The sequence below is a fragment of the Photobacterium halotolerans DSM 18316 genome (genome assembly GCF_000425165.1).
Classification (GTDB): Bacteria; Pseudomonadota; Gammaproteobacteria; order Enterobacterales; family Vibrionaceae; genus Photobacterium; species Photobacterium halotolerans.
In genome coordinates this window covers 413,558-440,436 of sequence record NZ_KE384319.1, presented here as the reverse complement: position 1 = coordinate 440,436, position 26,879 = coordinate 413,558, and the positions used below count along the sequence as shown (strand labels likewise).

30 protein-coding genes are annotated in these 26,879 nt (G+C 49.8%); 21 read left to right on the top strand and 9 right to left on the bottom strand.

From position 1 onward, the window contains the following. Positions 1-250: 250 nt before the first annotated feature. Positions 251-1,441 carry a class I SAM-dependent methyltransferase gene (locus tag H511_RS0111360; protein WP_027252404.1) on the bottom strand — a complete coding sequence of 397 codons (1,191 nt, stop codon included), beginning with the start codon at positions 1,439-1,441 and terminating at the stop codon, positions 251-253. A gap of 319 nt (positions 1,442-1,760) precedes the next feature. Then, on the bottom strand, positions 1,761-3,161 hold the full coding sequence (locus H511_RS0111355; protein WP_027252403.1) for a methyl-accepting chemotaxis protein: 1,401 nt from the start codon (positions 3,159-3,161) through the stop codon (positions 1,761-1,763). Between the two features lie 87 nt (positions 3,162-3,248). On the opposite strand from H511_RS0111355, the gene yccX reads away from it, so the two are divergent. Then, entirely contained in the window at positions 3,249-3,521 is a 273-nt protein-coding gene (gene yccX, locus H511_RS0111350) for an acylphosphatase (RefSeq protein WP_027252402.1), read from the top strand. Between the two features lie 28 nt (positions 3,522-3,549). Here the strand turns inward: yccX and H511_RS0111345 are convergent, their stop codons facing one another. The 7 genes from H511_RS0111345 to flgA form a co-directional block, all read right to left on the bottom strand. Continuing rightward, positions 3,550-3,879, bottom strand: coding sequence for a TusE/DsrC/DsvC family sulfur relay protein (locus tag H511_RS0111345; RefSeq protein WP_027252401.1), 330 nt, complete (start codon positions 3,877-3,879; stop codon positions 3,550-3,552). A 162-nt stretch (positions 3,880-4,041) separates the two neighbouring features. Beyond that, positions 4,042-4,704, bottom strand: a complete 663-nt coding sequence (locus H511_RS0111340; RefSeq protein ID WP_027252400.1) for a Bax inhibitor-1/YccA family protein — start codon at positions 4,702-4,704, stop codon at positions 4,042-4,044. A 217-nt stretch (positions 4,705-4,921) separates the two neighbouring features. After that, on the bottom strand, positions 4,922-6,118 hold the full coding sequence (locus H511_RS0111335) for an amino acid ABC transporter substrate-binding protein (protein WP_081669257.1): 1,197 nt from the start codon (positions 6,116-6,118) through the stop codon (positions 4,922-4,924). A gap of 116 nt (positions 6,119-6,234) precedes the next feature. After that, positions 6,235-7,008 carry a lytic transglycosylase domain-containing protein gene (locus H511_RS0111330; protein ID WP_248616586.1) on the bottom strand — a complete coding sequence of 258 codons (774 nt, stop codon included), beginning with the start codon at positions 7,006-7,008 and terminating at the stop codon, positions 6,235-6,237. Position 7,009: 1 nt separating this feature from the next. Continuing rightward, on the bottom strand, positions 7,010-7,441 hold the full coding sequence (flgN, locus tag H511_RS0111325) for a flagellar export chaperone FlgN (RefSeq protein ID WP_036759484.1): 432 nt from the start codon (positions 7,439-7,441) through the stop codon (positions 7,010-7,012). A gap of 8 nt (positions 7,442-7,449) precedes the next feature. Continuing rightward, the gene (flgM, locus tag H511_RS0111320; RefSeq protein WP_027252396.1) at positions 7,450-7,731 is read right to left on the bottom strand and encodes a flagellar biosynthesis anti-sigma factor FlgM; all 282 of its coding nucleotides are present in this window, start codon (positions 7,729-7,731) and stop codon (positions 7,450-7,452) included. An 80-nt stretch (positions 7,732-7,811) separates the two neighbouring features. Then, complete coding sequence (flgA, locus tag H511_RS0111315; protein WP_161445482.1) at positions 7,812-8,501, bottom strand: flagellar basal body P-ring formation chaperone FlgA; 690 nt, start codon at positions 8,499-8,501, stop codon at positions 7,812-7,814. Between the two features lie 187 nt (positions 8,502-8,688). Here flgA and flgB point away from each other — a divergent pair, with 187 nt between their 5' ends. The 20 genes from flgB to H511_RS0111205 all read left to right on the top strand — a co-directional run bounded on the left by flgB (position 8,689) and on the right by H511_RS0111205 (position 26,860). Further along, the gene (gene flgB, locus H511_RS0111310) at positions 8,689-9,048 is read left to right on the top strand and encodes a flagellar basal body rod protein FlgB (protein WP_027252394.1); all 360 of its coding nucleotides are present in this window, start codon (positions 8,689-8,691) and stop codon (positions 9,046-9,048) included. 5 nt (positions 9,049-9,053) lie between these two features. Beyond that, the gene (flgC, locus tag H511_RS0111305; protein ID WP_027252393.1) at positions 9,054-9,491 is read left to right on the top strand and encodes a flagellar basal body rod protein FlgC; all 438 of its coding nucleotides are present in this window, start codon (positions 9,054-9,056) and stop codon (positions 9,489-9,491) included. Next, entirely contained in the window at positions 9,488-10,165 is a 678-nt protein-coding gene (gene flgD, locus H511_RS0111300; protein ID WP_027252392.1) for a flagellar hook assembly protein FlgD, read from the top strand. The genes flgC and flgD overlap by 4 nt, the downstream gene beginning before the upstream one ends. A gap of 26 nt (positions 10,166-10,191) precedes the next feature. Then, entirely contained in the window at positions 10,192-11,379 is a 1,188-nt protein-coding gene (flgE, locus tag H511_RS0111295) for a flagellar hook protein FlgE (protein ID WP_027252391.1), read from the top strand. A 10-nt stretch (positions 11,380-11,389) separates the two neighbouring features. Continuing rightward, complete coding sequence (flgF, locus tag H511_RS0111290; protein WP_027252390.1) at positions 11,390-12,121, top strand: flagellar basal-body rod protein FlgF; 732 nt, start codon at positions 11,390-11,392, stop codon at positions 12,119-12,121. Between the two features lie 17 nt (positions 12,122-12,138). Next, positions 12,139-12,924 carry a flagellar basal-body rod protein FlgG gene (gene flgG, locus H511_RS0111285; protein ID WP_027252389.1) on the top strand — a complete coding sequence of 262 codons (786 nt, stop codon included), beginning with the start codon at positions 12,139-12,141 and terminating at the stop codon, positions 12,922-12,924. A gap of 23 nt (positions 12,925-12,947) precedes the next feature. After that, positions 12,948-13,610, top strand: a complete 663-nt coding sequence (flgH, locus tag H511_RS0111280) for a flagellar basal body L-ring protein FlgH (RefSeq protein WP_027252388.1) — start codon at positions 12,948-12,950, stop codon at positions 13,608-13,610. A 29-nt stretch (positions 13,611-13,639) separates the two neighbouring features. Continuing rightward, positions 13,640-14,731, top strand: a complete 1,092-nt coding sequence (locus H511_RS0111275; protein ID WP_027252387.1) for a flagellar basal body P-ring protein FlgI — start codon at positions 13,640-13,642, stop codon at positions 14,729-14,731. 9 nt (positions 14,732-14,740) lie between these two features. Continuing rightward, positions 14,741-15,262 (top strand): rod-binding protein, encoded by a 522-nt coding sequence (locus H511_RS0111270; protein ID WP_027252386.1) that lies wholly within the window; start codon positions 14,741-14,743, stop codon positions 15,260-15,262. Beyond that, positions 15,262-16,635, top strand: coding sequence for a flagellar hook-associated protein FlgK (gene flgK / locus H511_RS0111265; RefSeq protein WP_027252385.1), 1,374 nt, complete (start codon positions 15,262-15,264; stop codon positions 16,633-16,635). Before H511_RS0111270 ends, flgK begins: the two co-directional genes overlap by 1 nt. 9 nt (positions 16,636-16,644) lie before the next feature. Continuing rightward, entirely contained in the window at positions 16,645-17,544 is a 900-nt protein-coding gene (gene flgL / locus H511_RS0111260; protein ID WP_027252384.1) for a flagellar hook-associated protein FlgL, read from the top strand. A gap of 15 nt (positions 17,545-17,559) precedes the next feature. Next, the gene (locus tag H511_RS0111255; protein WP_027252383.1) at positions 17,560-18,594 is read left to right on the top strand and encodes a hypothetical protein; all 1,035 of its coding nucleotides are present in this window, start codon (positions 17,560-17,562) and stop codon (positions 18,592-18,594) included. Between the two features lie 226 nt (positions 18,595-18,820). Then, the gene (locus H511_RS0111250) at positions 18,821-19,546 is read left to right on the top strand and encodes a hypothetical protein (protein ID WP_027252382.1); all 726 of its coding nucleotides are present in this window, start codon (positions 18,821-18,823) and stop codon (positions 19,544-19,546) included. A gap of 643 nt (positions 19,547-20,189) precedes the next feature. Further along, positions 20,190-20,444 (top strand): hypothetical protein, encoded by a 255-nt coding sequence (locus H511_RS0111240; protein ID WP_027252380.1) that lies wholly within the window; start codon positions 20,190-20,192, stop codon positions 20,442-20,444. 287 nt (positions 20,445-20,731) lie between these two features. Continuing rightward, positions 20,732-21,469, top strand: coding sequence for a hypothetical protein (locus tag H511_RS0111235; RefSeq protein ID WP_027252379.1), 738 nt, complete (start codon positions 20,732-20,734; stop codon positions 21,467-21,469). A gap of 599 nt (positions 21,470-22,068) precedes the next feature. Next, positions 22,069-23,055 carry a hypothetical protein gene (locus H511_RS0111230; RefSeq protein ID WP_027252378.1) on the top strand — a complete coding sequence of 329 codons (987 nt, stop codon included), beginning with the start codon at positions 22,069-22,071 and terminating at the stop codon, positions 23,053-23,055. 852 nt (positions 23,056-23,907) lie between these two features. Beyond that, a complete protein-coding gene (locus H511_RS0111220; RefSeq protein ID WP_027252376.1) occupies positions 23,908-24,450 on the top strand; it encodes a DUF4157 domain-containing protein in 543 nt (180 codons plus the stop codon). A gap of 358 nt (positions 24,451-24,808) precedes the next feature. Next, complete coding sequence (locus H511_RS0111215) at positions 24,809-25,852, top strand: linear amide C-N hydrolase (protein WP_027252375.1); 1,044 nt, start codon at positions 24,809-24,811, stop codon at positions 25,850-25,852. A 173-nt stretch (positions 25,853-26,025) separates the two neighbouring features. Then, positions 26,026-26,430, top strand: coding sequence for a DUF1801 domain-containing protein (locus H511_RS0111210; protein WP_027252374.1), 405 nt, complete (start codon positions 26,026-26,028; stop codon positions 26,428-26,430). A 67-nt stretch (positions 26,431-26,497) separates the two neighbouring features. Next, the gene (locus tag H511_RS0111205) at positions 26,498-26,860 is read left to right on the top strand and encodes a VOC family protein (RefSeq protein WP_027252373.1); all 363 of its coding nucleotides are present in this window, start codon (positions 26,498-26,500) and stop codon (positions 26,858-26,860) included. Positions 26,861-26,879: the final 19 nt, after the last annotated feature.

The window sequence follows — 26,879 nt, the reverse complement described above, 5'->3', positions numbered from 1 at the left end:
CACTCTCTTGGCTAACAACTTACATTAGCTACTTTTGTTCCGGTTTGGGTTTTTCCTGCCTCGATACTATCTCCATCGAGTCAGAGAAAAACCTTTTTTTTGCCTAATACCCGTCCTACTTGAAGCCGCAGCGGTGTTGGCTGCGTGCATTCACCCCAATCACATAGTTAACTATGCTCATGGGGATTCATTTACTTGCCGTCTACCTGCGACTCCAAGTCGTTTGGGTATTGCTCGATGACGACAACTGTTACTTCACGTAGCAGGCAAAACCTTTGAGGTAGAAACCTTCCGGATACGCAGAGTCGAGCGGGTGATCCGCCGCCTGGCTGAACCGCTCAATAAACTGCACTTCACGTTTGGCATCCAGCGCCGCATCAGCAACAATTTTCTGGAACAGGTTGCTGTCCATCAGACCAGAGCAGGAATACGTCAGCAGCGTGCCGCCCGGTTTCAGAATCTGCATCGCCAGCATATTAATGTCTTTGTAACCCCGGCAGGCGCCCACCAGTTGTGCTTTGGATTCAGCAAACTTTGGCGGGTCCATGATCACCACATCAAACAGCTCACCACGTTCACGGTACTCGCGCAGCAGTTTAAACACATCGGCATTAACGAATTCCGCGTTTTCTGTGGGCAGGCCGTTGATCTCGGCATTGAGTCTGGCGGTATCCAGCGCCGGCTGAGAAACGTCAACGTTGATGACTTTGTCGGCACCGCCTTTGAGTGCATACAAGCCGAAACCGCCGGTATAGCAGAAACAGTTCAGCACCCGTTTGCCTTTCACGTACTTGATGGCTGCCTGGCGGCTGTCTCGCTGATCCAGATAGAAGCCGGTTTTGTGGCCGCCAACGATATCGACGTGAATTTTAATGCCGTTTTCTTCAATGGTGACAATCGCCGGCGGGGTCTCGCCATGCAACACGCCGGTGCGAGGCTTCAGGCCTTCTTTTTTACGTACCGATACATCAGAGCGCTCATAGATGCTGCACTCCGGGTAGCAGGTTTTGAGTGCTTCAATCAGATTGTCTTTCTGTGCTTCTGCGCCAGCACTGAGCAACTGACACACCAGGAAATCCTGGTATCGGTCGATAGTAATACCCGGCAGTCCGTCTGACTCAGCAGCGATCAGGCGATAACCTGTCAGTCCGTCACGTTCAGCCAGAATGTCCCGCAATCCCTGAGCGGCGTTCAGACGCTTGATAAAGAACGCGGTATCAATGGTATCGTTTTGCTCAAAGGTCCAGACACGGACACGGATCTGAGACTGAGGAGAATAGGCACCACGGGCGAGCCATTCACCTTTGTGGTCAAACACATCAACGGTGTCGCCCAGTTCCGGTTTTCCTTCGACACGTTGAATACCACGTGAAAAAACCCAAGGATGGCGGCGGCGCAGTGATTTATCGCGACCTTTCACCAAATAGATAGAAGCTGTCATGTTAGGACCAGAAGCTGTAAAGAATGGAGGCGTATTATCTTGTTCGGTGTGAGGAAAATCAACCGCAAGTCCGGGCATTTCAGCAATAGTGAGGTTTCCCTTGAAAAGGGGAGGAACCAAGAGGCATGTAGATTCCCTCCCTTCATGAAGGGGAGGGTTAGGGTGGGGTTGATACAGCGATTGCGGTGAGTGTTGAAATCGTCGGGGTAGCCAGATAACCCCCTCCTAGCCTCCCCCTTGAAAAGGGGGAGGAACCAAAAGGCATTTATGTCTCTCCCCCTAGGGGAGGAACGAAGAAGTAATTTCAGACAGCCAGGTATCAGGCTTTCACGCCATTCATCAGAATTTCCAGTTGCTGCGCCTGTTGATTCAAGCGTTCAATATCACTGGCCGTGTGGGCAATCACTTGCTTGACCTGGCGCGATTGCTCCCGCACCTGCTCAACGCTGCTGGCAATGCCGTCTGCGACCGAACCTTGCTGCTCCGCGGCAGCCGCAATTTCCGTGCTGCGATCTGAAATATGCTGATTACGCTCCGATATCAGGGTGATTTGCTGGTCAACTGAGCCCATCAGGGTTTCACTCTCACCGGCGTTGGTGACTGTGCTCTGCATAACGGCCATCAGGGTCTGGCTGTTTTTTTGCAGTGACTCAATCATTTGCTGGATTTCGACGGTCGCGGTTTGTGTCCGGCCTGCCAGGGTGCGCACTTCGTCCGCGACCACGGCAAAACCGCGGCCCTGTTCACCGGCGCGGGCTGCTTCAATAGCCGCGTTCAATGCCAGCAGGTTAGTCTGCTCTGAAATGGCATTGATGGTGGTGACCACAGCGTCAATTTTTGCGGCATTACTGTCGAGAGCATTAACGGCTTCAGCAGCCTGATGAATTTCGCGAGTCAGCTGATTGATGGCCTGCTTGGTACTGCTGACCTGGATGCGACCCTGTTCAGTTACGTCCTGGGCTTCCCGGGTCTGTGTTGAGGTGTCGTGCGCATGGGCGGCCACTTCACGGATTGAAGAGGCCATCTCTTCTGTGGCACTCGCCAGCGAGTCCAGGTGTGCTTGCTGGTCGGTCGAGAGGTTTTCAGTTTGCATTGAGCGCTGACGAAGCTCGCTGCTGATTTGCTGCATCAGTGCGGTGGCCTCCTGCGTGGCCAGCACCAGTTGCTGTTCGCGTTCTGCGACTTTGTCGATAGTGATGGCAATGGTGCTGAATTCATCCCGGACTTTAAAAAAGTTCAGGCGCTGCGTCAGGTCGCCATCAGCCAGAGTCGACAGTGCTTTGTGTGTGGTGAACATCGCACCGCCAATGAAGGTCATGATGTAATACACCATGGCACAGGCCATGAATACCACAAAGAAACCTAATCCAATCTGAAAGCCTGTGAGGTAGTCAAACAGGCCCGATGACTCAGTGGATACCAGGCTGTAGTTCATCCCCGCCACGGATACTGCATCGATCCCACGTCCAATGGTGACTTCTGAGCCACTTAGCAATCGAGCCGCATCAGCCTGAGCAATATTGAGTTCGGACAGTAACTTAGCTGAAGCCTGTAACTTTTGTGCGATAAGTGATTGATACTGCTTTTCCCCAGCATCAGCTAAAATTGCACTTACAGCGATCATTCCGATAAGCGGCAACAAGAACAAGAGGTAGAACTTCTCCTGCAGCCTGAGGTGAATGAGGTATTTGTCAATCCATCGAAATGCAACTTCTTTCATTTTGTCATCCTGAATAAAGAGGAGTGGTGTGGCGTAAGTGAATACTAATATTTTATCTTTTAAATAGGACTAATCTTGAGGTGATATATGTCACAAATTTGTGTCTTGGTCAGAGTGACTGGTCAAGTTCAGGGGGTGGGGTTTCGTTTTCATACAGCGCATGAAGGATTGAAAATCGGTGTGAGTGGTTATGCGAAGAATTTACCCGACGGCAGCGTCGAAGTGTTGGCGTGCGGTAAAGCCGAAAAAGTCGAACAACTGGTGGACTGGCTGGCCAGTGGTCCCCGTACATCCCGGGTGGACAGTTTAAGCAGGGATGATCTTGAATGGCGTGCGATTGACGGATTTGAAATTATTTAGCCGAGGTTGCGTTGCCCCGGCTATAGGATCACAAGCATTTTGCCGGTTTAGGTAAACCCGCCAGTTTGGTGGCTTGTTTAGCCGGCCCTTTGGGAAAGAGTTTGAACAGATACTTGGAACTGCCTTTTTCTTCACCGTATTTTTTTGCCATTGCCTTCACCAGCATGCGGATAGCGGGCGAGGTATTAAATTCCAGATAGAATTCGCGAACAAAAGTCACCACTTCCCAGTGGGCGTCAGTGAGTTCAACGCCTTCATCTTGCGCCAGTAACGGTACTATTTCTGGTGTCCAGTCGCTGACATTCTTTAAATATCCCTGGGCGTCGGTATCGATGACATTTCCGTCAAATTCAAGCATGGTCGGTCTCACAGTGATTAACCCGGCAAGGATAGTGATATCGCTCGTCCTTCGCAAGTGTTCTGCGCACTATTACCTGCTTACTGAAGGCCATTTATCGCATCACAGAAAAACAAAAAGCGCCCCGGAGGGCGCTTTTGACTTTGTAGGTAATGGACGAGATTAATCGTCGCTGCCCATGATGCCCAGAATTTGCAGCAGGCTCAGGAACAGGTTGTAAATAGACACATACAGAGTCACGGTTGCAGAGATGTAGTTTGTCTCACCGCCGCGAACAATCGACTGGGTAGTCAGCAGGATTGCTGCAGAAGAGAAGAGCACAAACATTCCGCTGATCACCAGAGACAGCATTGGCATTTGCAGGAAGATGTTTGCAATCACAGCAACCACGATAGCAATAAAGCCGGCCAGCAGCATGCCGCTTAAGAATGACAGGTCACGCTTAGTGGTCAGAGCATAAGCAGAACAGGCCATGAAGGTCAGTGCAGTACCGCCCAGTGCCGGCATGATCACATGTCCCATACCTGCGCCCACATACATGTTAAGAATCGGGCCAAGGGTGTAACCCATGAACCCCGTCAGCAGGAAGGTAAAGACCAGCCCCAGGCCGCTGTCACGGTTCTTTTCTGTCAGGAACAGTAAACCGTAAAAGCCAACCAGAGTGATAATGAAACCCGGATGTGGCAGGTTCATGGCCATTGACACACCGGCTACCACGGCTGACCACAGTAAGGTCAGGGATAACAGGAAATAAGTGTTGCGCAGAACCTTGTTCGTTGACAGTACGCCTTCGTAGCCATTACTACGGACAATACGATCGTTCATAAATGCTTCCCCTCAGGGTTAGTGTTGAAATCTACTATGCCATATATGGCGGCAACGCCGGTAATTTTCAATAGTAAGTAATTGAAACTTTGAACCGAAATTGAAAAAAATCGTCGAAACTATTGGCTTAAATATACTGGAGACAGTGCCAATACCTATGATCAAAGATGTAACAGTGTGTAAATCTGACGATTTAGCCTGTCTGATTCAGGCAAGACTAACGTATCGGGGGCGCATAATGCAAACCTCCCTGTGTCCAGAGACTGTTTTGTGCCCGCTGTATATGAAGCGGAGACTGGATGCCGACAGTGCGATCAAAGCTTTCGCCGTAATTACCCACTTGTTTGATGATTTGATAGGCCCAGTCCGGTTCAAGCCCCAGGCTTTTTCCCTGCGGGCCGTCCAGGCCAAGAAACCGGCGTATTTCAGGAATTTTACTGCTTTTCATTTCATCAATATTTTGTGAGCTGATCCCCAGCTCTTCGGCATTGATCATGGCATTCAGTGTCCATTTCACTATGTTGTACCACTGGTCGTCCCCCTGACGGACCACAGGTCCCAGCGGCTCTTTGGAAATGATATCCGGTAAAATAATCGCGTCTTCGGCGTTTTTCAGATTCAGCCTTAAGCCGTAAAGTCCGGACTGATCGGCGGTCAGCACATCGCAACGGCCTTCTTCAAAGCCCATGATAGTTTCCTGCGCGGTATCAAACGGCACCAGGGTGTACATCAGGTTATTGAGTTTGAAATAGTCCTCCAGGTTCAGCTCGGTGGTGGTGCCGGACTGAACGCAAATGGTGGCGCCGGACAAATCTTCCGCTCTGTTGGCGTTGAGGGATTTTTTCACCATAAAGCCCTGGCCATCGAAATACAGGATACCGGCAAAATGCAGTTCGAGCGCCGTGTCGCGCTGCAAGGTCCAGGTGGTATTGCGCGACAGTATGTCTATCTCGCCTTTTTGCAGTGCCGCAAAGCGCTCACGGGCATTGAGCGGGATAAATTTTACTTTGCTTTTATCACCCAGGGTTGCAGCGGCGACCGCCTGGCAGAACTCCACATCCAGGCCATACCATTCGCCTTTCTGATTGGGCATGGAGAATCCGGGCAGTCCGGTACTGACTCCGCATTCGAGGTAACCTTTTGCTGTGATGCGCTCTAAGGTCGGGGAAAAGCTGATCTGTTTGCTCAGCCGGCTTCTGAGTGTATTGACTTCTTTTTCAAGCTCTTCGACACGTTGCGAATCCTGACTCAGGAGGTTCTGAACCGGCTGTTCTTCCATCTGCTGTTCGAGCATCTCGACTTTATTTTCCAGCGCCTTTATCAATGCCTTGTCTTGCGCATTGTCGCGATCGCACCCTGAGATCATCAGCAGGCATAGGGTTCCCAGCAGACAAGCCTGAATCGTGTCCGTCATAACGTGTCCTTCTACTTCTTCATCGGCCTGTTGGTGAGAACCGACAGGGAGTGCTCATTAATAGAAATATCAATCTTCAGTATAGGAACCGTTCACGGATGTGCGAGTATCAATATTTATAAAGGTATCAGTGGTTTGACAGGAGCCATGTTAATCACCTCCCGCTTGGCAAACAGATCAGTCAGTATCCGGGTTTCCATATCGGTGGGCGGGCGGCTGACAGTCAGCCGGAGAAGGGGGTCTTTTGCGCTTGTCTTCCGGGTCAGTGAGTCCAGATCCACAACCGAAAGCAGTGCATGAAATTTGTGCACATAGTCGCGGGTTTCCTTCGGTAATGACAGCGCCGTGAACTGGCGGCTGTTGGCTTTTTTCATGGCCCGGCCGACTCTGCCTTCGCCGGCATTGTAGGCAGCCAGGGTCAGCGTAAGGTCCTGATCGAACTTGTTGTACAGAAATGACAGGTAAGCGACGGCGGCCTGAGTGCTCTTTTGGACATCAAAGCGCTCGTCGTTGTCGGCTTGTACCTGCAATCCGAACCGCTCGGCAGTGGCTGGTATCAGTTGCCACAGGCCGGCTGCATTGGCTGACGAGACCGCATCCACCCTGAACGTGGATTCAATCATGGGCAGTAGCGCCAGGTTGGCCGGGAGCTGTTTGTCACGCAGCGCCTGCTCAATATCAAGCAGTGTCTCTTTATTGCGCAGCAGGTGCCGCTGAATCAGCTGGCGGTGGGGCAGTAATTTGTCGACCTGAGCCTGTAAGGCATCGGCACTGAGCGAAAAAGACGAAGAAGCCGGGTTGGCCAATGCGAAACCCGGCAGGATAATCAGTGTGAACCAACAACAGAAACCAGCCCAAAAGCAGGAGCCGGTTTTGCGGGCTATCATCATATCAGCTCTGCATTAATGCCGTGCCATAGGCGGGTTCGCCTTTAATCTGCATCAGCAATTCACCGTAAGAGGCGGACAGATTACCGTTCACCTGATTGGTTTTCTGGCAGGACTGGATGTGGTTCTCCAGTTGCTGCCAGCTCTGGCGAACCTGAGTGTTCAGTGGTGACGGTAGTTTTTTCATCAGTGTTGTCATACCTTGCTTATCGGCAGACAGTCCGAGCTGTTGTAATAATTGCCTGCGCTGTGAGGCGCTGCGTTGCAGCTGAGCAAGCAAGTGTTCCTGCTTTTTTACCAGTTCGGTTAACGTGGTGCCGTTAAATTGCAGATAACTGGCTTGCTGCCGTAACAGCAGTTGACCGAGTTGCTGGTAAGCCTGGAGGTCGTGACGGATCCCCTGAATCAGTGCTTTCACTATCTGCTGCTTGCTCATGTCTGGCCTCATTCGTGTCCGGTGTGGAATTCCAGAATCGCGCTGGACAGGGTATCAATATCCAGTTTGAGATCGCCTTTTGCCAGTGCCTGCTTCACCGCATTCACTTTTTCCATATCAATGTCCGGTAAGTCGGCCAGCTTTTCCTGCGCCTGTGAAATGATCTGGTTGCTGGCGCTGATCACTGGCTCCAGACCTTTCGACTTACCTGCGGTTTCCACTTGGGCCGGGCTGGACGGACGCTGTGTTGACGACGCCACCTGAGAATTAATTACTTTGTCAATTTTCATGAAGTTATCCTGCTCGCTTTTTCTACCGCTTGAATTTAAGTATCTGCTAAAGAGGAAGAGCGACCGCTTCCGGGCGGAAATTAAAAAATAGTTTCAACTTTTCCACGCTCCACCACTAAAGCCTGAATGACCTTTCCTGAACTGATATTGCGGACAGAAACCTGCTCACCTTTAACACCACTTTGTAAGGCTTCTCCTTTCATACTGGCCTCCAGGCCATTTTTGCTGGCCACTATGATAACAGCGTCACCTTCCTCGACCAGCCACAGCGGCTGGAGCTGCAGTGGGTTGATGATCTGGCCGCTGCGGATCCGCCTGAGTGTTCGCTGGCCAATGAGCTGTTCAGGCCGTGTCGCAAACGCTTCACTGCGGCTCAGCGTTAAGGTCTGGGATTTGAGCATGGTTGCCGACAGCCTGGTATCCCGCCTGATGTGTGTTGCTGAGACGATCACTGGCAGCCGGATACTGACCTGCGCCGTAATGTTCAGTTTCCATGGCTGGGGGCCGGACTGGCATTCAAGCTGACGGCGCAGATAGCCTACCGGCAGGCTTTGCTGATCAGCGGCACTGATATACAGCGCAGTATCACAGGCCGGCAGGTGATCAACGGAAGCCGGCACATTAATACTGATCTCAGTGTGATAGTCCGGCCATTGTTGTCTTGACGCATAACTGGCGATTTCCTGCTCTATCTGAGTCTGAGTCCAGGCCACCAGTTCAGACGCATTCTGTTTGTTGCCGCTGTCAGCCAGGGCGACAGCCGGGAGCATTAATATCGCTGCCCACAGCGCGAGAGTGTTGCCGGTTTTCCTGTTTCCTGATTTCCGCTTATGTGTGAAAGGGCGGAAGTTCCGCTTCCCTTCCTCTTTGTAACTCATTGAAAAATAATACATAAAATATTGGCATGTTTCTTGTTAGTAGTCATGGTGCAAGCGTGACCGATTTAAAGGAAAAACAATGGCGATCAGTTTTGAAAATGCGCTGGGTGTCCATCCTGATGCGCTTAATTTCAGGGTACAGCGCAGCAAAGTATTGGCAAGCAACTTAGCAAATGTCGATACCCCTGGATATCTCGCCAGAGACCTGGCGTTTGAAAGCGTGATGAAAAACACAAGCTCACGAGTGGATACACCCCCACCGCAATTGGATGTGAGCGCGAAATACCGGGTGCCGTACCAGAACAGCAAAACCGGTAACACCGTTGAGCTGGGCGTGGAACAAGCCAAGTTTGCCCAGAACAACATGGATTTTCAAACCAGTCTGACCTTTATGAACATGAAGTTCAGCGGACTGGCCAAAGCAATTGAGGGTCGTTAATCACTATGGCTTTTACGGACATCTACTCAATCGCTGGTTCTGCAATGACGGCGCAAACCGTCCGTCTGAATACGGTAGCCAGTAATCTGGCCAATGCCGATGCAGTAGCCAGCAATCCTAATGATGCTTACAAAGCGCTGAAACCTGTGTTTGCCACTGTGTACAGCCAGACACAATTATCTGCCGATAAAGATGTGTACCCGAATGCGGAAGTGCGCATTGTCGATGTGGTTCAGCATGACGGCAAAGTGGATAAACGTTTCGAACCGAATAACCCGCTGGCGAACGATGAAGGCTATGTTTTCTATCCGGGCATCGATGTTGTGGCGGAAATGGCAGACATGATGTCCGCCACCCGCAGTTACGAAACCAATGTCGAAGTGCTGGCCAATGTGAAAAGTATGCAGCAGGGTCTGTTGCGTCTGGGGGAGGGTAGCCGATGAGCTTAGCACAATACACCGCCTTGTCCGGAGATAGCCCGGCAACCACAAGCGGTAATACCGGTGTTCAGGCAAACCGTGCCAGTGATAACAGCGCCGATGGACTGCAGAACGAGTTCCTGACCCTGATGGTGGCTCAGATCCAGAATCAGGATCCGCTCAACCCGCTTGACGGCACAGAATATGTCGGTCAGCTGGCGCAGTTCTCTCAGGTTCAGAGTACCGAGAATATGTCCAAGATGATGCAGAACAGCATGGTTTTGATGGACAACATGCAGGTACTGGCAACGGCGGGTTTAGTGGGACAGACAGTGTATGTCAGCACCAATGAAATGACCCTGGGTGAAGGCACCCAGAGCGGCAAGATTGAACTGGCGCACGCGTCTAACCAGGTCAATTTGCTGCTGGAAGATGACTATGGCCGTGTGACCAAAGTACCGCTGGGCGCACACGGTGCCGGCGATGTGGATTTCACCATCGACCCGGAAGCGCTGGAACTGCCTGAAGGTAATTACACAGTGTCTGTGGAAGTCCAGTCCGGTCAGACCGAGCCCAATGTGCTGCTGGCCGGTCAGGTTGAACAAGTACGTGTGCCAAGTAACGGGGGCTCTGCCCTGGTCAATGTTGCCGGTGTCGGCAGCGTTCCTTTCTACCAGATTAGCCAGTTCGGCAGCTGATTTTCATACAAGATAACGAGGATATTATGAGTTTTGATATCGCGCTGAGTGGCCTGGGAGCCACCAATACACAGCTCAATACCATCAGTAACAACATTGCAAACGTATCGACCACAGGTTTTAAAGAGTCCCGTACTGAGTTCTCTTCCGTCTACAACGGTATTCAGGCCGGTGGGGTGGAAGTGGCTGCCATCTCTCAGAACTTTGATAAAAACGGCTCGGTAAGCGGCACGGGCCGTTCACTGGATCTGGCTATTGGCGGTAACGGCTTTTTCGTCACCAAAGACACCAGCGGTCAGGTTGTTTATACCCGCTCTGGCGTGTTCAACACAGATAAAGACAACAACATTGTCAGTAACACCGGCATGAAGCTGCAAGGTTATACCGTTGACGGTAATAACAATCTGCAATCGGGCGCTGTGGGTGATCTGCAAATCAAAACGGCGTCGCTGGCTGCCAAAGCCACTGACCGTGTGGATTTCGTGGCGAACTTCGACTCACGCGTCAATACGCCTGCGGTAGCACCATTCGATATGACTGACCACGATACCTATAACTCCTCTTACACTACTAAGGTGTATGACTCGCTGGGCAATCCGCACACCATGACCCAGTATTTCGTGAAAACCGGTGCCAATGCCTGGGATATTCATGTCTCTGTTGACGGTGCTGCGCCGGGTGCGCCACAGGCAGCAACGTTCAATACTGACGGTACGCTGGCCACACCGGCGGCACCTTTCAATATTGCCTTTAACCCTGCCGGTGCTGACCCTATGAGTGTGGATATCGACCTGCTGGGTACTACGCAGTTCGGCGCCGATTTCGGCACCAGCACCAATAACCCGAACGGGTATTCATCCGGTGAGCTGACAGGCGTGCGCGTGGAAGATAACGGCATGGTATACGCCACTTATACCAATGGTCAGTCGCTGCTGCAGGGACAGGTCATGCTGGCCGATTTTGCTAACCCGCAAGCCCTGGTCAAAGTCAGTAACACTGGCTGGCAGCAAAGCTTTGGCTCTGGTGCGCCGATCACCGGTCAGCCTGGCAGCGGTATCCTGGGCAGCCTGACGCCGGGGGCACTGGAAGGCTCTAACGTGGATCTGACCAGCGAACTGGTCAACCTGATGACAGCACAGCGTAACTATCAGGCGAACGCCAAAACCATCTCGACCACAGAGCAGCTGACCCAAGCGCTGTTCAACGCGATTTAAGGGTTAGTTGATGGATAGCTTGTTATACACAGCAACCAGTGGAGCAAGTCGGGTACTGAGCGCACAGCAGGTGCGCTCGAACAACCTGTCGAATGCCGATACCACAGGTTTTCGGGCCGACATGGAAAGAGCCAAAAGTTATGCCGTTCAGGGCCGCGGTTTTGACGGCAGCACTATGGTGGTGACGAACTCGGCCTCGACCCGGTTTGATGCCGGTGACATGGTGAAAACCGGTCGCAAACTCGATATCGCCATTAATGGCGATGGTTTTCTGACAGTACAAAGCCCGGATGGCGGCGAGTCGTACACCCGGGCCGGTAACCTGAAAATTGATCAGCAGGGCAACCTGACAGTCAACGGTTTCCCTGTGATGGCAGAAGGCGAGCCTATCGTTATTCCGCCTAACCAGAGCATTGAAATCAGCGAAACCGGCATGGTGACTGTCATTCCGCCGGGCGGTGGAGCGGAGCTGGAAGTGGGTCAGCTAAAACTGGTCAATCCGAATATTGCCGATGTTCAGAAAATGAACGATGGCTTGTTCCAGGCCCGTAACGGCAATGATTTCGCCGCGGATGCCACAGTGCGTCTGGCGCCGGAACACCTGGAAGGCAGTAACGTTTCCGCGATTGAAGAACTGGTCAGCGTAATGTCGCTGACGCGTAATTTCGAAATGCAGGTGCGGATGATGAAAACCGCAGAAAAACTCGCTCAGGCTGGTAACCGTCTGCTGCGTAACGGCTAATAAGAAGGAGAGATTACATGCATTCTGCATTATGGGTCAGCAAAACGGGTATGGCGGCGCAAGACACCAAGATGACCGCCATCTCGAACAACCTGGCAAACGTTAACACAGTCGGTTTTAAACGCGATCGCGTTGTGTTTGAAGACCTTTTTTACACCATTCAGCGTCAGCCGGGCGCGCCGGTCGATCAGGTCAACGAGCTGCCGACAGGTGTGCAGCTGGGTAGCGGTGTGCGCGTCGTCGGCACACAAAAAGTGTTTACCCAGGGCAATTCACAGAACACCAGCCAGGACTTGGATATGGCCATCATGGGTGGCGGTTTTTTCCAGATTGAAAACTCTGACGGTGAAGTCATGTACAGCCGCAACGGCCAGTTTCATGTCAACTCGGAAGGCTTGATTGTCAATACTCAGGGTTTGCCACTGATCCCTCAAATTGAGATCCCGAATGCGGCAACCCGGATCAGCATCGGTGTTGACGGCACAGTGTCTGCGCAGGTGGCCGGTGATCCGCAGCCGCAGGAGCTGGGTCAGATCACTCTGGCGCAATTCGCAAACCCGGCCGGTCTGGAAGCGCTGGGCGGCAACCTGTATCGCGAAACAGAAGCCAGCGGCCAGCCGGATGAACTGGTGCCGGGCCTGGACGGTGCAGGCAGCATCAAACAGGGGGCGCTGGAAGGCTCTAACGTGCAGGTGGTGGAAGAGATGGTCGATATGATCACCACGCAGCGCGCGTACGAAATGAACGCCAAAGTCGTCTCAGCGGCGGATGACATGCTGAAGTTTGTCGCGCAGTCAGTTTAATGCTTACACCGAAAGGAAATCCTATGAAGTGGCTGATTCCATTTCTCATGGTGTTAATGACAGGGTGCACCATGCGCCCTGAATTCTCTGCACCCGAACCCGATGATGAAGCCTTCGCGCCACCGGTACTGGATTACTCTTTGCCGGAAGCGTCTGACGGCAGTCTTTATCGCAACAACTACATGATGACTTTGTTTCAGGATCGCCGTGCTTACCGGGTTGGTGACATTCTCACCATAGTCCTGGACGAAGAAACCCAGTCGAGCAAAAAAGCCAATACCCAGTTTTCCAAAGACTCTGAAGTTGGCATCAGTGCGCCGGTATTTGGCAGCTACACCGCCGATAATTTATCGGCCAGTGTGGATGCCAGCCGCGGCTTTGATGGTTCATCGCAAAGCTCGCAGGGCAACAAACTGAAGGGGGCGATTACAGTGACGGTGAACGCCGTGCTGCCTAACGGCGTGCTGCGTATCCGCGGGGAAAAATGGCTGCGTCTCAATCAGGGCGATGAATTTATCCGCCTGTCAGGGATTGTGCGGGTCGATGACATTAACCGCTTGAATCAGGTGTCTTCGCAACGTATCGGTGATGCGCGTATCACTTATTCCGGCCGCGGAGCACTGGCTGACAGCAACTCAGCCGGCTGGCTGACTCAATTCTTTACTAGCCCATGGATGCCGTTCTGATGAAATCGTTCAAAACCCTATTGCTGTTGATGGCAGTGGCGCTTTGGGGAGCTCACTCTGTCTCTGCCAGCGCCTCCATTGCGATGCCTATTATGGATTTAGTGGATGTGCAAGGCATCCGTGGTAACCAACTGGTGGGCTACGGTCTGGTTGTTGGCCTTGATGGTACGGGTGACCGTAACCAGGTGAAATTTACCAGCCAGTCTGTCACCAATATGCTGCGCCAGTTTGGTGTGCAGATCAGTGAAGGCACCGATCCTAAGCTGAAAAACGTGGCGTCAGTCAGTGTGACTGCGTTTATCGATCCCATGGCAGGGAAAGGTCAGACAGTGAATATTGTGGTGTCATCCCTGGGTGATGCCAAAAGTTTGCGCGGCGGTACACTGCTGCTGACCCCTTTGCGGGGCGTGGACGGCGAAGTCTACGCGGTGGCGCAGGGCAACGTGATTGTCGGTGGCGCCAGTGCCGAAGGTCTGAGCGGCTCGAAAGTGACCATTAACACCCCGACAACGGGGCGTATTCCAAATGGCGCGACACTGGAGCGTGAAATCCCGACTGATTTCAATCAAAAGCCCAATATCACGCTCAACCTGCGTACCCCAAGCTTCACGACTGCGAAAAACATTGCCCGTGCCGTTAATAACACCTTCGGTTCGGGTGTGGCAACGGCTATCAACAAGGCCAAGGTGGAAGTGCTGGCCCCTATGGATACCCAGCAGCGCGTGACTTTTATGTCGATGCTGGAAGAGCTGGTTGTCGAAGAAGGCCGTCGTCCGGCCCGAGTCGTCTTCAACTCCCGTACCGGTACTGTGGTGGTCGGCAAAAACGTGACAGTCAGCGCCGCTGCCGTCAGTCATGGCAGCCTGACAGTCACCATTCGTGAAATGCAGTCTGTCAGCCAGCCAAACGCCTTTGCCGACGGTGAAACCAAAGTGGTGAATAACTCGCTGGTCGATATCAATCAGGACGAAGCACCTATGTATATCTGGCCGGAAGGTACTGAACTGAGCACGATTGTCGATGCGGTGAACAGCCTGGGCGCGACGCCGGATGATCTGATGTCAATTCTGCAGGCCCTGCATGAAGCGGGTGCGCTGAATGCTGAGCTGGTGGTTATTTAAGGAGTGGCAATGAAAATTGATGGTCAGGCTAACGCCATGCTGTATCACGATAACAGTGCAGTGAATAACCTGAAGTTTCAGGCTGATAAAAAACAGGCTCTGCATGAAGTGGCCGGTCAGTTTGAAGCTATGTTTCTGCAGATGGTGCTGCGCCAGATGCGCAGCAGCAGTGATGCACTGGCAGCGGAAGACAACCCGTTTTCGAGCAAAGAGCAAGGCGTTTTTCGCGACTTCTATGACGGCCAGCTGGCGATGGACATGGCGAAGCGCCAAAGTGCCGGTATTGCCGACATGCTGGTCAAGCAACTGAGCCCGCAGGACAGCAGCGATTCGGCGCTCAGCCGTGACAATCTGGCCGCCAACAGCCCGTCGCTGGCACCGGAGGCGGGCAAATTTAACACCGCCAGTGAGCAGGTCGCCCTTGATAAAGAACAGCTTCCGGCGACTCAACGAGTGACCGCCATTAGTAATATGGCGTTTCAGCAGCCGCTAATTACCAGGATTGATGCGAAAATGGAGCACGGATCTTAATGAGCATAATCAACATTGCATTAACCGGTTTGAATGCAAACCGTGCTGGCCTTGATGTTACCGCGCAAAACGTCGCGAACGTGAATACGCCGGGTTACAGCCGTCAGCAGGCGCAGTTTGCTGCGCTCGGTCCCAGTTCCGCGCTGGGCACCAGTGCAGGTAATGGTGTGGAAGTCACCAGTATTCGACGCATATCCGATGAATTTGTGGTGAGACAAACCTGGGCGACCCAAAGCCAGGCATCCTATTCTTCCCGCTATCTCAGCAATATGTCTCAGCTTGAAAACGTGATGGGGGCAGACAGCTTCAACATCGCCAAAGGTCTGGACAACTTATACGCCGCCCTGAACGATGCCTCGGTGAAACCTGAGTCTACACCGTTGCGTCAGCAAATCATCAGTGAAGCAGACGCCCTGACGCGCCGTTTCAATACGCTGTCTGAGTCTTATTATTCTCAGCACAAAGATCTGAGTGAGCAGCGCACGGCGGCGGTCGAGCTGAGTAACAGCCTGCTGGTCAATATCGCCGATGTGAATAAGCGCATTGTTGAAATGAGTTCAACCAACGGCAACCCGTCTCAGCTGCTTGATGAACGTGATGCACTGGTTGGACAGCTGTCTGAAATGATGTCGATCAAAACCAATAAGCAGCCGGATGGCAGTTTGCAGGTCACTCTGGCATCCGGTCAACCGCTGGTGCTGGGTGATCAGGCCTCTCAGATCAAAGCCATTCCCGATCCGTCTGATCCTTATCTGGCCGAGATGGAAATCGATTTTGCCGGTCAGCGTTTTCCAATTAACGGTGATATCGGCGGTGAGCTTGGCGCGATAGCCGATTATCAGGTTGAGACTCTGCTGCCTTTCCGTCAGACGCTGGACGAAATGGCCGTGGCGTTTGCCGATGCCTTTAATAACACCCTGGCCACCGGGCAGGATCTGAATGGCAATGCCGGTCAGCCGCTGTTTACCTATGACCCGGCCAGTCCGTCTTCGAGCCTGAAAATCACAGGATTAAGTCCGGAAGAGCTGGCACTGTCTTCAGACGGTACTCCGGGTAACAGTGATGTGCTGACCGATTTGGTTGGTCTGAGCAACCAGACGTTCGCGATTACCGGTTACGGCAATATCGCCATCAGCGATACGTTCACCGCCATGGTAGGGGATACGGCGATCAAAGCACGCCAGGTCACCTCAGACGCAAAAGCGGCGGAAAACCTCAATGCACAAGCCATCTCAGTCAAAGAAAACCTGAGCGCAGTGAACAGCGATGAGGAAGCCGCCAATCTGATGATTTTTGCTAATGCCTATCAGGCAAATATGAAGGTGATCAGTACGGCCAATAACCTGTTCGATACTGTACTGGCTCTGTTTTAAGGAATAATTATGCGTATCAGTGACACTCAATTCAGCCAGATGATGCTGAGCAGCCTGAGCAAGAACAATGTAGGTTTGGGCGAAGTGATGCAGCAGATGTCTACCGGTGACCGTCTGAGCAAACTGTCGGACGACCCGATTGATTCCATCAAACTTCTGAACCTCGGGCGCGAAGGCAGCGCACTGGCTCAGTATCAGGCCAATATCGCCAACGTGAAAACCACACTGTCAAGTCAGGAAGCTTATTTAGACACGGCAAACAGCAGTTTAAAGAGTTTACGTGATCTTGTGCTATGGGGTTCAAACGGCACCATGACAGATGAAGATCGTCAGGGCATTATCACTGAAATGGCAAGCCTGAAAGAGGGCTTACAGGCCGTGTTCAATGCGCAGGATGAAGAAGGTATCTATCTGTTTTCCGGCACGCAGACCGACACGCCGGCTCTGACGGATACCGGTGCAGGTTACACCCTGAACGGCAATGCCGATAAGCGGCTGGTGACGGTCGCCAAAGGGGTCACAATGGAATCTAACGTGACGGCGCTGGAATTGCTGGATTTAGGTGGTGGTGACACTGTCTTTCAGAAAATTGATGATCTGATTGCAGAGTTTCAGGCACCGACGGCCAATTTCAGGACAGAAGTGAATGACACTCTGGCTGCCATAGATACCACATTCGGCAACGTGTTAGGCGCCATGACCGACATGGGCGGCCGCCACAATAACCTGGATCTGATGTCAGACGGACACACCGATAACAAACTGTTCGTTGATAAGGTGGAAGGCGACCTGAAAAACCTGGACTACGCGGAAGCGTCGGTACGTTTGAGCAATTATCTCTCGGCACTTCAGGCAACACAGGCCAGCTTTACCAAGATTAACGATCTGTCATTGTTTGATCGCTTATAAGGAAGAGAGAACACTATGGTGAACTCTACTGCAGAGATTCGGCAACAGTCGATTTCACTGCTGAAAAATGACAAGGCAACAATTTCACCACCGGCACCCGCCGGTGGCTCTGTTTCCGCTGTTCAGGAAACCGCCCCGGCGCAACGGCCGGCTGTCGTCAAAGGCGGATACACAGCAACCAGCGAGCTATTCTCACAGGGCCAGCAGCAAGTGACCCGGGGTCAGATTGCGCATCAGAGCCTAGTCAGCGTGGGCCGTGATCTGCAGGGAATGAAAAAAATTCTCACTCAGATGCTGGGCAGTTCGACCGCGATTACTCAAGGCCGTGTGGACCAGCTTCAGCGCCACCATAGCCACATACAGCAAACGCTGAATGCCGGCCGGTTTGATGGTGAACGGGTGCTGGACAGTCAGCTTCAGTTTCAGCCCAAAGGCGATCCCAAGCAAAGCTTTACCGTCAACGGGCTGAACCTGGTACGCCAGCGTCAGCAGAGTGAGCAGTTGCACCTGACCGTACAGGATCGCGGCACGGCGCTGCTGACCTTCGATGCCTCGCAAACCGATCGCCAGTTAACCCAGCAGATAGACAAAGCGGTCATTCCGCTCGGTCTGCGCGCGGCGGCCACCGAAAGCGGTGATGTGATCTTTTCAACCTCTCAGTCGGATTTTCAGACCTTAGGCCAGCATGTGACCATCAGCGGACAGGGCCACCGTTACCCGGCCGGTCAGCCGAATCGCATTAAAGTGCAGCCCGAGCCACAGGGCATTGAAAATATCTCCCTGAAACTGGCAGACGGTGAGCAAATTCGCCACACCATGCGCCATGTTAATCAGGGATTGCAACAGGTTCAGAAAGGGCTGGATCAGCTGAGACACTTCCAGGCCGATCTGGACACGAAAGTCGGCAAGGCGATGGCCGGCCAGTCTGCTGAGAGCATGGATATCAAGCTGCAAGCGTTGCAGAACTCTCAGTCTTTCGCCGCCGCCTTCCAGGTGGTATCCGCCCAGGCGAACGTTCATCGTCATACTGTGGTTGCTTTGTTGAAGTAATGGGTACAAGGAAGTTTTGTTTCCGCCTGAGCGTTATAGCGGCGTATGGCTGTACGAGTTAGACGCTCTTATGGCGTAATAATTTACTGATAAGTTCAGGTGAGGTAATCAGAAGAACTCCAATGAATTAGTGGATTAAGTGGGTTGTAGATGAAATATGCTTACACGACTGAGTTATAAAACATGGTGTCGTAGAACAAAATGTTAGGCAAATAGGAGTGCAGGCATGTTCTTTAATCGGCGAAAAAAATACAATGGAAAAGTGGCTGCCCTGCTGCCTGCATTTGGCTTCGATCTTGAAGAAGCTGGCGTAATGAAAACCGTAAATGTGCTGGATATCGCATGGAATCAGAAGTACAGCGAGTATGAGGGAGCTATTTATGTGGCGTACCTAGTATTTTCTGGCATGTTGAAAGCTGGAGATACTAGAGCGAACGAGGTGATGGGTAAGATTGAATACGTTCAGAATGACTGGTTATCTAAAGGCTTGGTACGTAAAGAACTGGCCTCCCGATTTTTATCAAAGGCTAAAGAATGGACTCAAGGCGAGGTGCAGAGTCCATCTCAGGGGGGTGAGTTCTCACCAAACATGCCAGATATAATGCAAAGCGAACCAGTCAGCGTCCATACAGCGGGACAGTATTTAATGTTGCTTGTGGAAGATGTCCCCTCAATCGGCGAGCGCATGGCGGGTACAAAAATGCCTCTCAGATTTCCTTACGTTTTAGCCGTCATGAATTCATCCAATAATCAACTCACGATGTTTATTACCCTCGAAGTGGGTTTTACAGATAGTGTATTTCTCTGTGTATTCGATGCAGCAGGAACACACAGCAACTTGGGAAGTGGTGAGCCTTACATAGAACGTCATGCTTTTGAACAGGTGGCGCTTGAGATCGCATGTCAATCTCTCAAGCTCGATGCATCCTCCGTTGTGAAGGCTTCTGGTTGAAATGTTTAGGAATTCGCCATCGAGAATGAAGCAATAGGACTTTGGATCATACTCGTTATCTCATCGCAGGCGTTGCAGGACACCCGATCCTTTGCTGCCACTTTTCAGGTGGTTTCAGCCCAGGCTAACGTCCACCGTCATACCGTGGTTACTTTGCAGAAGTAAATGCTGTGTTGAAACCGGTGCTTTGCTGAAAAACCGGAAGTGGAAACAAATCTTCCGGTCAAGAACGGTCTGCTGTGCAGGCCGTTCTTTTTTCATAAGCAGTGCATCTGCCTGCCTGATATCTGCCCTGTCACAAAAATCTGTGCAAAGCCACAGATATGGAAGTAAATAAATGTTATTTAATGAAACTTTACTCATATCAAATTAAGATACCTGCCAGACGTCATCTTCACCTCAAAACGCCGCTTCGTGACTTGATTGTCAGGGGCGGTAGCAGGTCTGTGTGAGTCCTGATGGTAACTGCATAGCGGTGTAGCGCGGTACGAGTTAGACGGCTTGATGGCGTAAATTTACTGATAAATTCATGTGAGGTAATCAGAATAACTCCAATGAATCAGTAGATTTGGTGGGGTATAGATGGAATGGTTACACGACATGGTGTCATAAACAAAATGTTATGTTTTTAAGGATAAATAATATGATGAATCAGTTAGTTGAAGCTATAGAGTGTTGGGCTGGGCGTCCAACATGGTTTAGTCCACACCCAAGTGATCAGAAAAATTTGAAAGCAGCAGTATCCAATATTAAGAAGCTATCATTTACGCCTTCAACTGAAGATATCTACACTGCAATTCTTCATCATGTTCAAGATGCGCCAGTTATGCTTGGAACTCCTTCGAACATTGAAGATGAAGTAATGAAGTTCGCTAAGAAAATAGCGGTGAAATTATGAGTGGCCTATTTGTCGAAGTTAAAAGGTCTTAAGGTTTCTGTCCTGGGAAATCAATTCTTGATTGGGTTATAGTTTGGCGACGATTATCTGATCATAAATAAGGCCATTTTTCTATCTAAATAACTTACCTCTTAATATCCTGTCTATGATTCAAGTATAGTTATCGACGATTAACTCAAACATAGCCTATTTAGTGGTAATTAAATCTGAGAATGTGACTATATACACAAATTTATCGAGACATGTTATATACACTAGTATCACAGACTGTAATATTGGAAATGCATATGTTTTTGTTTTTCAAAAGACTTTTTAGCAAGCCTAAACTTAACAACCATGAACAGGTCGAGCCGCTCGCAATACTCCATGATGTTTTTTGGAAAAAATTCGCAGAAGATTATGCAAAACTTGCTATCAATGTATCAACTGAAGATGGTCTGCCAAAATTAGATCATAACGCACAAGACGCCATTAAGAGTGTTTTAAAACCTGTCTTAGAAGCAAATACTTTAAGAGCACAAAGATTAGAACTGCGTAGGTTAAGTCAGATTATCATCTCGCGCAGAGCTTACATAATGGCTTATTATGCCAACACAAAAAAATTTAATTCGCTAGATCAATACTTGAGTATCCTCAAGAGCCTCAATATTGAATTATCAGTTGAAAACGAAATGGAGTTAATATTAGCACTAAAAGAACTTACTCAGTGGTATGCTGTTGTATTGTGCACTGCTGGGGTACTAAATGATAGGCATGAATTTGGGTGGTTTCAATGCTACGACATCCTTTATGAGTATCATGCGAATCAATTAATTGAACATGGTGAGGTTTTTCAAGACGTATTAAATGATGAAGAAAAGCCAGGAAGCTCCACTGCCAAACAAGCGATTAGCATTTCTAATTTAATACTGTTGGAAAAGTTTATAGACTCATTTCACCAAAATATCATGCAAGGTGAACCAAGAGTCTATGATTTACAAAAAATTGCAGATACCTTGGAAAAGAAAGAGTACATGCAAGCATAGAGTTAGCAGGAGAATTAACAGGAGAGTCACTTTATGAGCCTTCTGCTGAGAGCATTGATACCAAGCTGCAATCGTTGCAGGAGCCCCGCTCCTTTGCCGCCGCCTTCCAGGTGGTATCAGCCCAGGCTAACGTCCACCGAAATACTGTGGTTGCTTTGCTGAAGTAAATGTTGTGTTGAAACCGGTGTTTTGCTGAAAAACCGGACGTGGAAACAAATCTTCCGGTCAAAAAACGGTCTACTGTGCAGGCCGTTCTTTTCTGATAAGTAGTGCCTCTGCCTGTCTGATATCTGTTGTTTGCTCGCGGCACCTCAAACCACCGCCTATGGCGGTGGTGATTGTTTGAAATTGACGCTGAGAACGACCGCCGGGCTAAGTCACAAATTCTCAAAGCAGCACGCCAACTTAGAGAAATTCCAACCAATAGATAATTAACATTGAAGCCTCAGTTATGGGGCTTTTCAGTCAAAACGCCTACAGAAAACATCAGAATCACACCCATATTCGTCAATCTGCAATCTCCCAGATGATGAATACCTATGATATTGTTATCACTCGTCTTTATTGCAACATATTTACTGATTTAGGATGCGGCACATATGAGCTATGAAATAGTAAAGTTCGATAAAATTTATGCTGATGATATCAAGAGGATTGTTGACCCAGACTACGCGGTCCAGGTTATTAAAAGTGGCACCTATCTAGCTTCGCTCAATCATTTCAGTCAGGGTTATGAACGCAAAAATGATGATCATTCTTATATTATCAATCAGATAAAGGGTGGCAGTTTAGTCATGCTTGAAGCTTTTGAAGCTAAGTATCACGGTATTTTGAAAATAAACGGAGAACTCAAAATGAGTTTACCGACATCTCTAAAACACAAAGTATCAGCCTTGCATGCCAGCGGCAAGAAGCGGCGGTATGTAAAAGCCAACTACGCGCCATTTGACCCTGCCACAAATCAATTTGAAAGTGCACCGGAAACACACAGCCTCAAGCCTGCGCCTAAACCGTCATTGCAATCACCACCGTCAGTTCCTGAATCCAAAGAAAATACACCTCCAGTAATTAACATGGCAGCAGACAGGCAGAAAGTAATCATTGACGATTCACCTGCCATCTTTGAGATTACAGATAACCCTAACGCTGACGGAAAGCAGCCATTTTGGGAATCATCGCTACTTAACCCAGTTGATTCTGGCACTGTTTACAATGAAATGGGTAAGAAGTACGGTGTAGATTCTGACTGGCTAAAAGCAATTGCGTATATGGAAAACACACACGGAGCATATGATGCAATTCCACCATTAAATTTAGTCATCACATCATATAGACCGATGAATGTTCAATATAAAACATGGAAACCTATTGCTGATGAGCTTGGATTTAGTGAGTGGCAAATTCAGTACAGGGTGGCAAGTAATGTAGAAATGGCAGCTCTGATTATTAAGCGTATCGAGGCAAGAGTAGTGAACCCAACACTTGAGAAAGTAGCAAGTATCTATAATTTCGCAGGTGCAGAAAAAACCACTGATTATGGCGCCCGAGTACAGGCTATATATGAGGCTAAATTATGGGAAAAATGATTATCTTAATAACAACATTAGTCGTATGTGCTTGTCTTGCTTATGTTGCACTAACGTCAGACTTTAGTGATTACTGTCTAGCTCAAGTTGATGTATACCGCTGTGAAAAGTGGAATATGAAGAACCTTGCAATTTTGTTAGTCAGTGGGCTGTTTTATGGCTTGTTGTTGGGTCTACTCGTAAGAAAAATCATCTTTGCAGTAACGCGAGCATGTAAGCCCTGCAACTATAAATGATACGATTATAAATATGTGGAAGATAACCACGATCGTTATAAGTGGGCTAATTTTTACAGTTTATGTACTGAGTGCTATGAATTATCTAGAGCCGACTACTCTTTGTGATTCAATAGATAAAGCAACTAATGCCTGCGAGGACTGGAATGTTCAAGCAGTAATTCTAATGGGTGGATTCTACTTCCTATGGGGAGCTGCATTTGGTTTGTTTGTGAATTTTTTGAGAGTTCGCTGTGCATTTCTAATCATGAAAATTGTAAATAAAATCAATATTTAAGTAAGCATCCATGATGGGGCTATTCTTGTCACCAGTGACAGGCGCTAGTTTCGGTTCATTGATACCAATCGGCCAGTCACCAAATCCTGCAGCACATTGATGGTCAGGTGTTCGTTTTCACAAAATCTTACCACCAATAGCCCGGAGATAAATGATCTTGGTTGTCAGAACAGTTGATATATTGCTTCCTGATGTCGATCAGTTTATTCGTGAAAGTGAGTCAGAAACGTTGGGAAAGAGTGTGTCATTAGATGCAAATCAGTTGATTACTGTATTCAGGAAAATAACAGGACTGCTGCCATAAATTTTAACCGGATCGTGTAAAACAAGGAGCGTTACGTGTATCAGAAAGTTATCGTTTTAATTGCCGTCATCTTTGCTGTTTCTGGCTGTAAAGATCGGGATGAAACCTATGCAAACCCGCCGCAGGAACTGCTGCAGCATGTTGAAAGGTTACTGCCGGCCGCAGAACACTATGTGCGCGGTAATGAAGCAGAAGCATTGGAGAAGGGGGTGCCATTAGATGCCAATCAGCTGAGGATTGCCTCCAGGGTTGGTTTGAAATCGCCAGATAAAGTGCGTGTTTATTATGTCGATAAACTTCCTTTTCCTGATGATCCTGAGCTTGCTGCGTTAGCCACAAAGTATGGCTACAGTTCCCCTTTAACGGGGGCGTATACGTATGGCTACGGACTCTGGATTAAACGTTCAGAGAAAGACAATCAGGAGCTGCTGGCACACGAGCTCATCCATGTCCGTCAGGCAGAGCAGCTGGGCGTTCGGGAACAGACTAAACAGTATTTACTGCAATTGTTTATTTACGGCTATCGCAATGCGCCCATGGAGCTTGAAGCCTACCGTGAAGCCAGCCAGTATCTGTGAGCAATCATCCTCACAGCCAGGGTAAAAAATGCATCGATGTATTTTTAGGCTCCAGGCCCGTAAATGAAATGGCCGAAGTCCACTGGTATTGAGGCAGATCAATTCCCCTAATGACACTGCTGCCTAACATAGCCACAAACCTGACAATGAGCCGAACTATCCGGCGATTATTGTAATTCCCTTTATACTAAACAGCGATGTACCTGAGTTTGGCTAATTACTCGTGCGACAGGATAGGGCCGTGTATTGCTGTAGCCTGTCACAAACTAACATTGCCGGTCTGGTAAAAGCTTTTGCTTAACCGCTACTTTTTCAGCCGCGGAAACTGATGTTATCAGCGTAAAGATGGAGACGACTAATGAAGAGCAGAATCGATATTCTCGCCATTGCAGGCGCTTGTCTGTTGCTGGTTGCGGCATCAACCTTTGCTTGCACCAGAGCCGTTTATCAAGGCCCGGATGGTATGATTATTACTGCCCGATCCATGGATTGGAAGGAAGAAATACCGGCGAATCTGTGGTTGTTTCCCAGGGGGATGGAGCGAAACGGGGCGGTCGGGCCTAACTCGGTTACCTGGACCTCTAAGTACGGAAGTGTGGTGACAAGCGCATTCGACATATCCAGCACAGATGGGATGAATGAGAAAGGACTTGTTGCCAATCTGCTGTGGTTAGCTGAATCCAGTTACCCGGAATACGGGCCAGATAAAAAGGGGCTGACCGTCGCCGCTTGGGTGCAATATGTATTGGATAATTTTGCGACGGTTGAAGAAGCGGTCGATGCGCTGCGCTCAGAATCCTTCGTGGTGGTTTCGGCAGACATTCCTGGTACAGAGCGTTTTGCTACGCTTCACCTGTCTATTTCTGATGCCAAAGGTGATAACGCAATTTTTGAGTATATCGACGGAAAGCTCGTGATTCACCATGACATGTCTTATACAGTGATGACGAATTCCCCCGTGTTTGAGCAACAGCTTGCATTGAACGCCTACTGGCGGCAAATCGGTGGTCTGACAATGCTGCCGGGAACCAACCGCGCCGCAGATCGATTTGTGAGGGCCTCGTTTTATATGGACGCAATTCCAAGAACAAGCGATACCCGAACGGCAGTTGCCAGTGTATTCAGTGTTATCAGAAATGCGTCCGTGCCTTTTGGTATTGCCTCTGAAGAAGAACCGAACATTTCTTCCACACGGTGGCGCTCCGTCTCTGACCAAAAGAACCTTGTTTATTATTTTGAGACTGCGCTCACGCCCAATACGCTTTGGGTGGATCTGAAGGGGGCCAACTTCAGTACAGGCAGTCCTGTCAGGAAGTTGTCTCTCGCAAACCATGAGATCTATACAGGAAACGCTCTCGAAAAATTCGAAGTCTCTGAGCCGTTTACCTTTGCGGGCTTATGATGTTTTTCTGAGACCGGTATCAAGTCATAGCCATTGGCTGTCGCGCAAAATGAAATACCGGGAGGGACACTGGTTTTGAGCGCGACAGGCAATCTGCAAGTCTTACTGAAATACAACCCAGCACGCGGTTTGATGCGTGCTACGCTGGCTATTCCATCATCAGGAAAAAAGACATGGACGAGACAGTAAAAGCCAAATTCGACAGTTATCCGGCTCATATCAAACCTGTGATGCTAAACCTGCGCAGTGTGGTGTTAGGTGTTGCTGAAGCCCATGATCTGGGGGATGTTGAAGAAGCACTGAAATGGGGCGAACCCAGCTATCAGGTGAAAGGGGGCAGCCCGGTCAGGATGAACTGGTCACCCAAAGATCCTGCACACTATTTTCTCTACTTTAACTGCAATACCCGGTTAGTGGATACTTTCCGTGAAGTGTACGGACACTCACTGTCCTTGCAGGGTAACAGAGCCATAGCCCTGAATATTGCCGATCCGCTGCCCGAGCCGATTGTCTGTCATTGCGTCGAACTGGCGTTCAACTATAAACGCCTGCGGCATTTACCGCTGCTAGGCGTGTAACCGGCTCCCAGGCGCTTTTCGTGTCTGAGCTGGTCTGTGTGAGGCCTGCTGAGTAGGAGGATTCATCATGAAAGCTGTCTTTAAACCCGGCAACAATATCGCCATGAAGATACCTTCACATGAGTATGAGAAAACGCTGAGTTTTTATCGTGATGTGATTGCCATTCCGGAACTGGCTCGTGAGAAAGACACGGATACGCCCCGTTTTCAGTTCGGCGATAAAACGCTGTGGCTCGATAACGTCCCGGGTATCAGCCAGGCTGAAATCTGGCTCGAAATTGTGACTGATGATATTGCCGCTGCAGCAGAACATCTTGCGAGCCACAAGATTGCCAGGCGCGATGAGATTGAACCTTTGCCGGAAGGATTCGCCGCATTTTGGGTTGCCAGCCCTTCGAATATTATCCATCTGGTATCGCAATCAGACTAGGTGCCGTTCACGCAAGCTG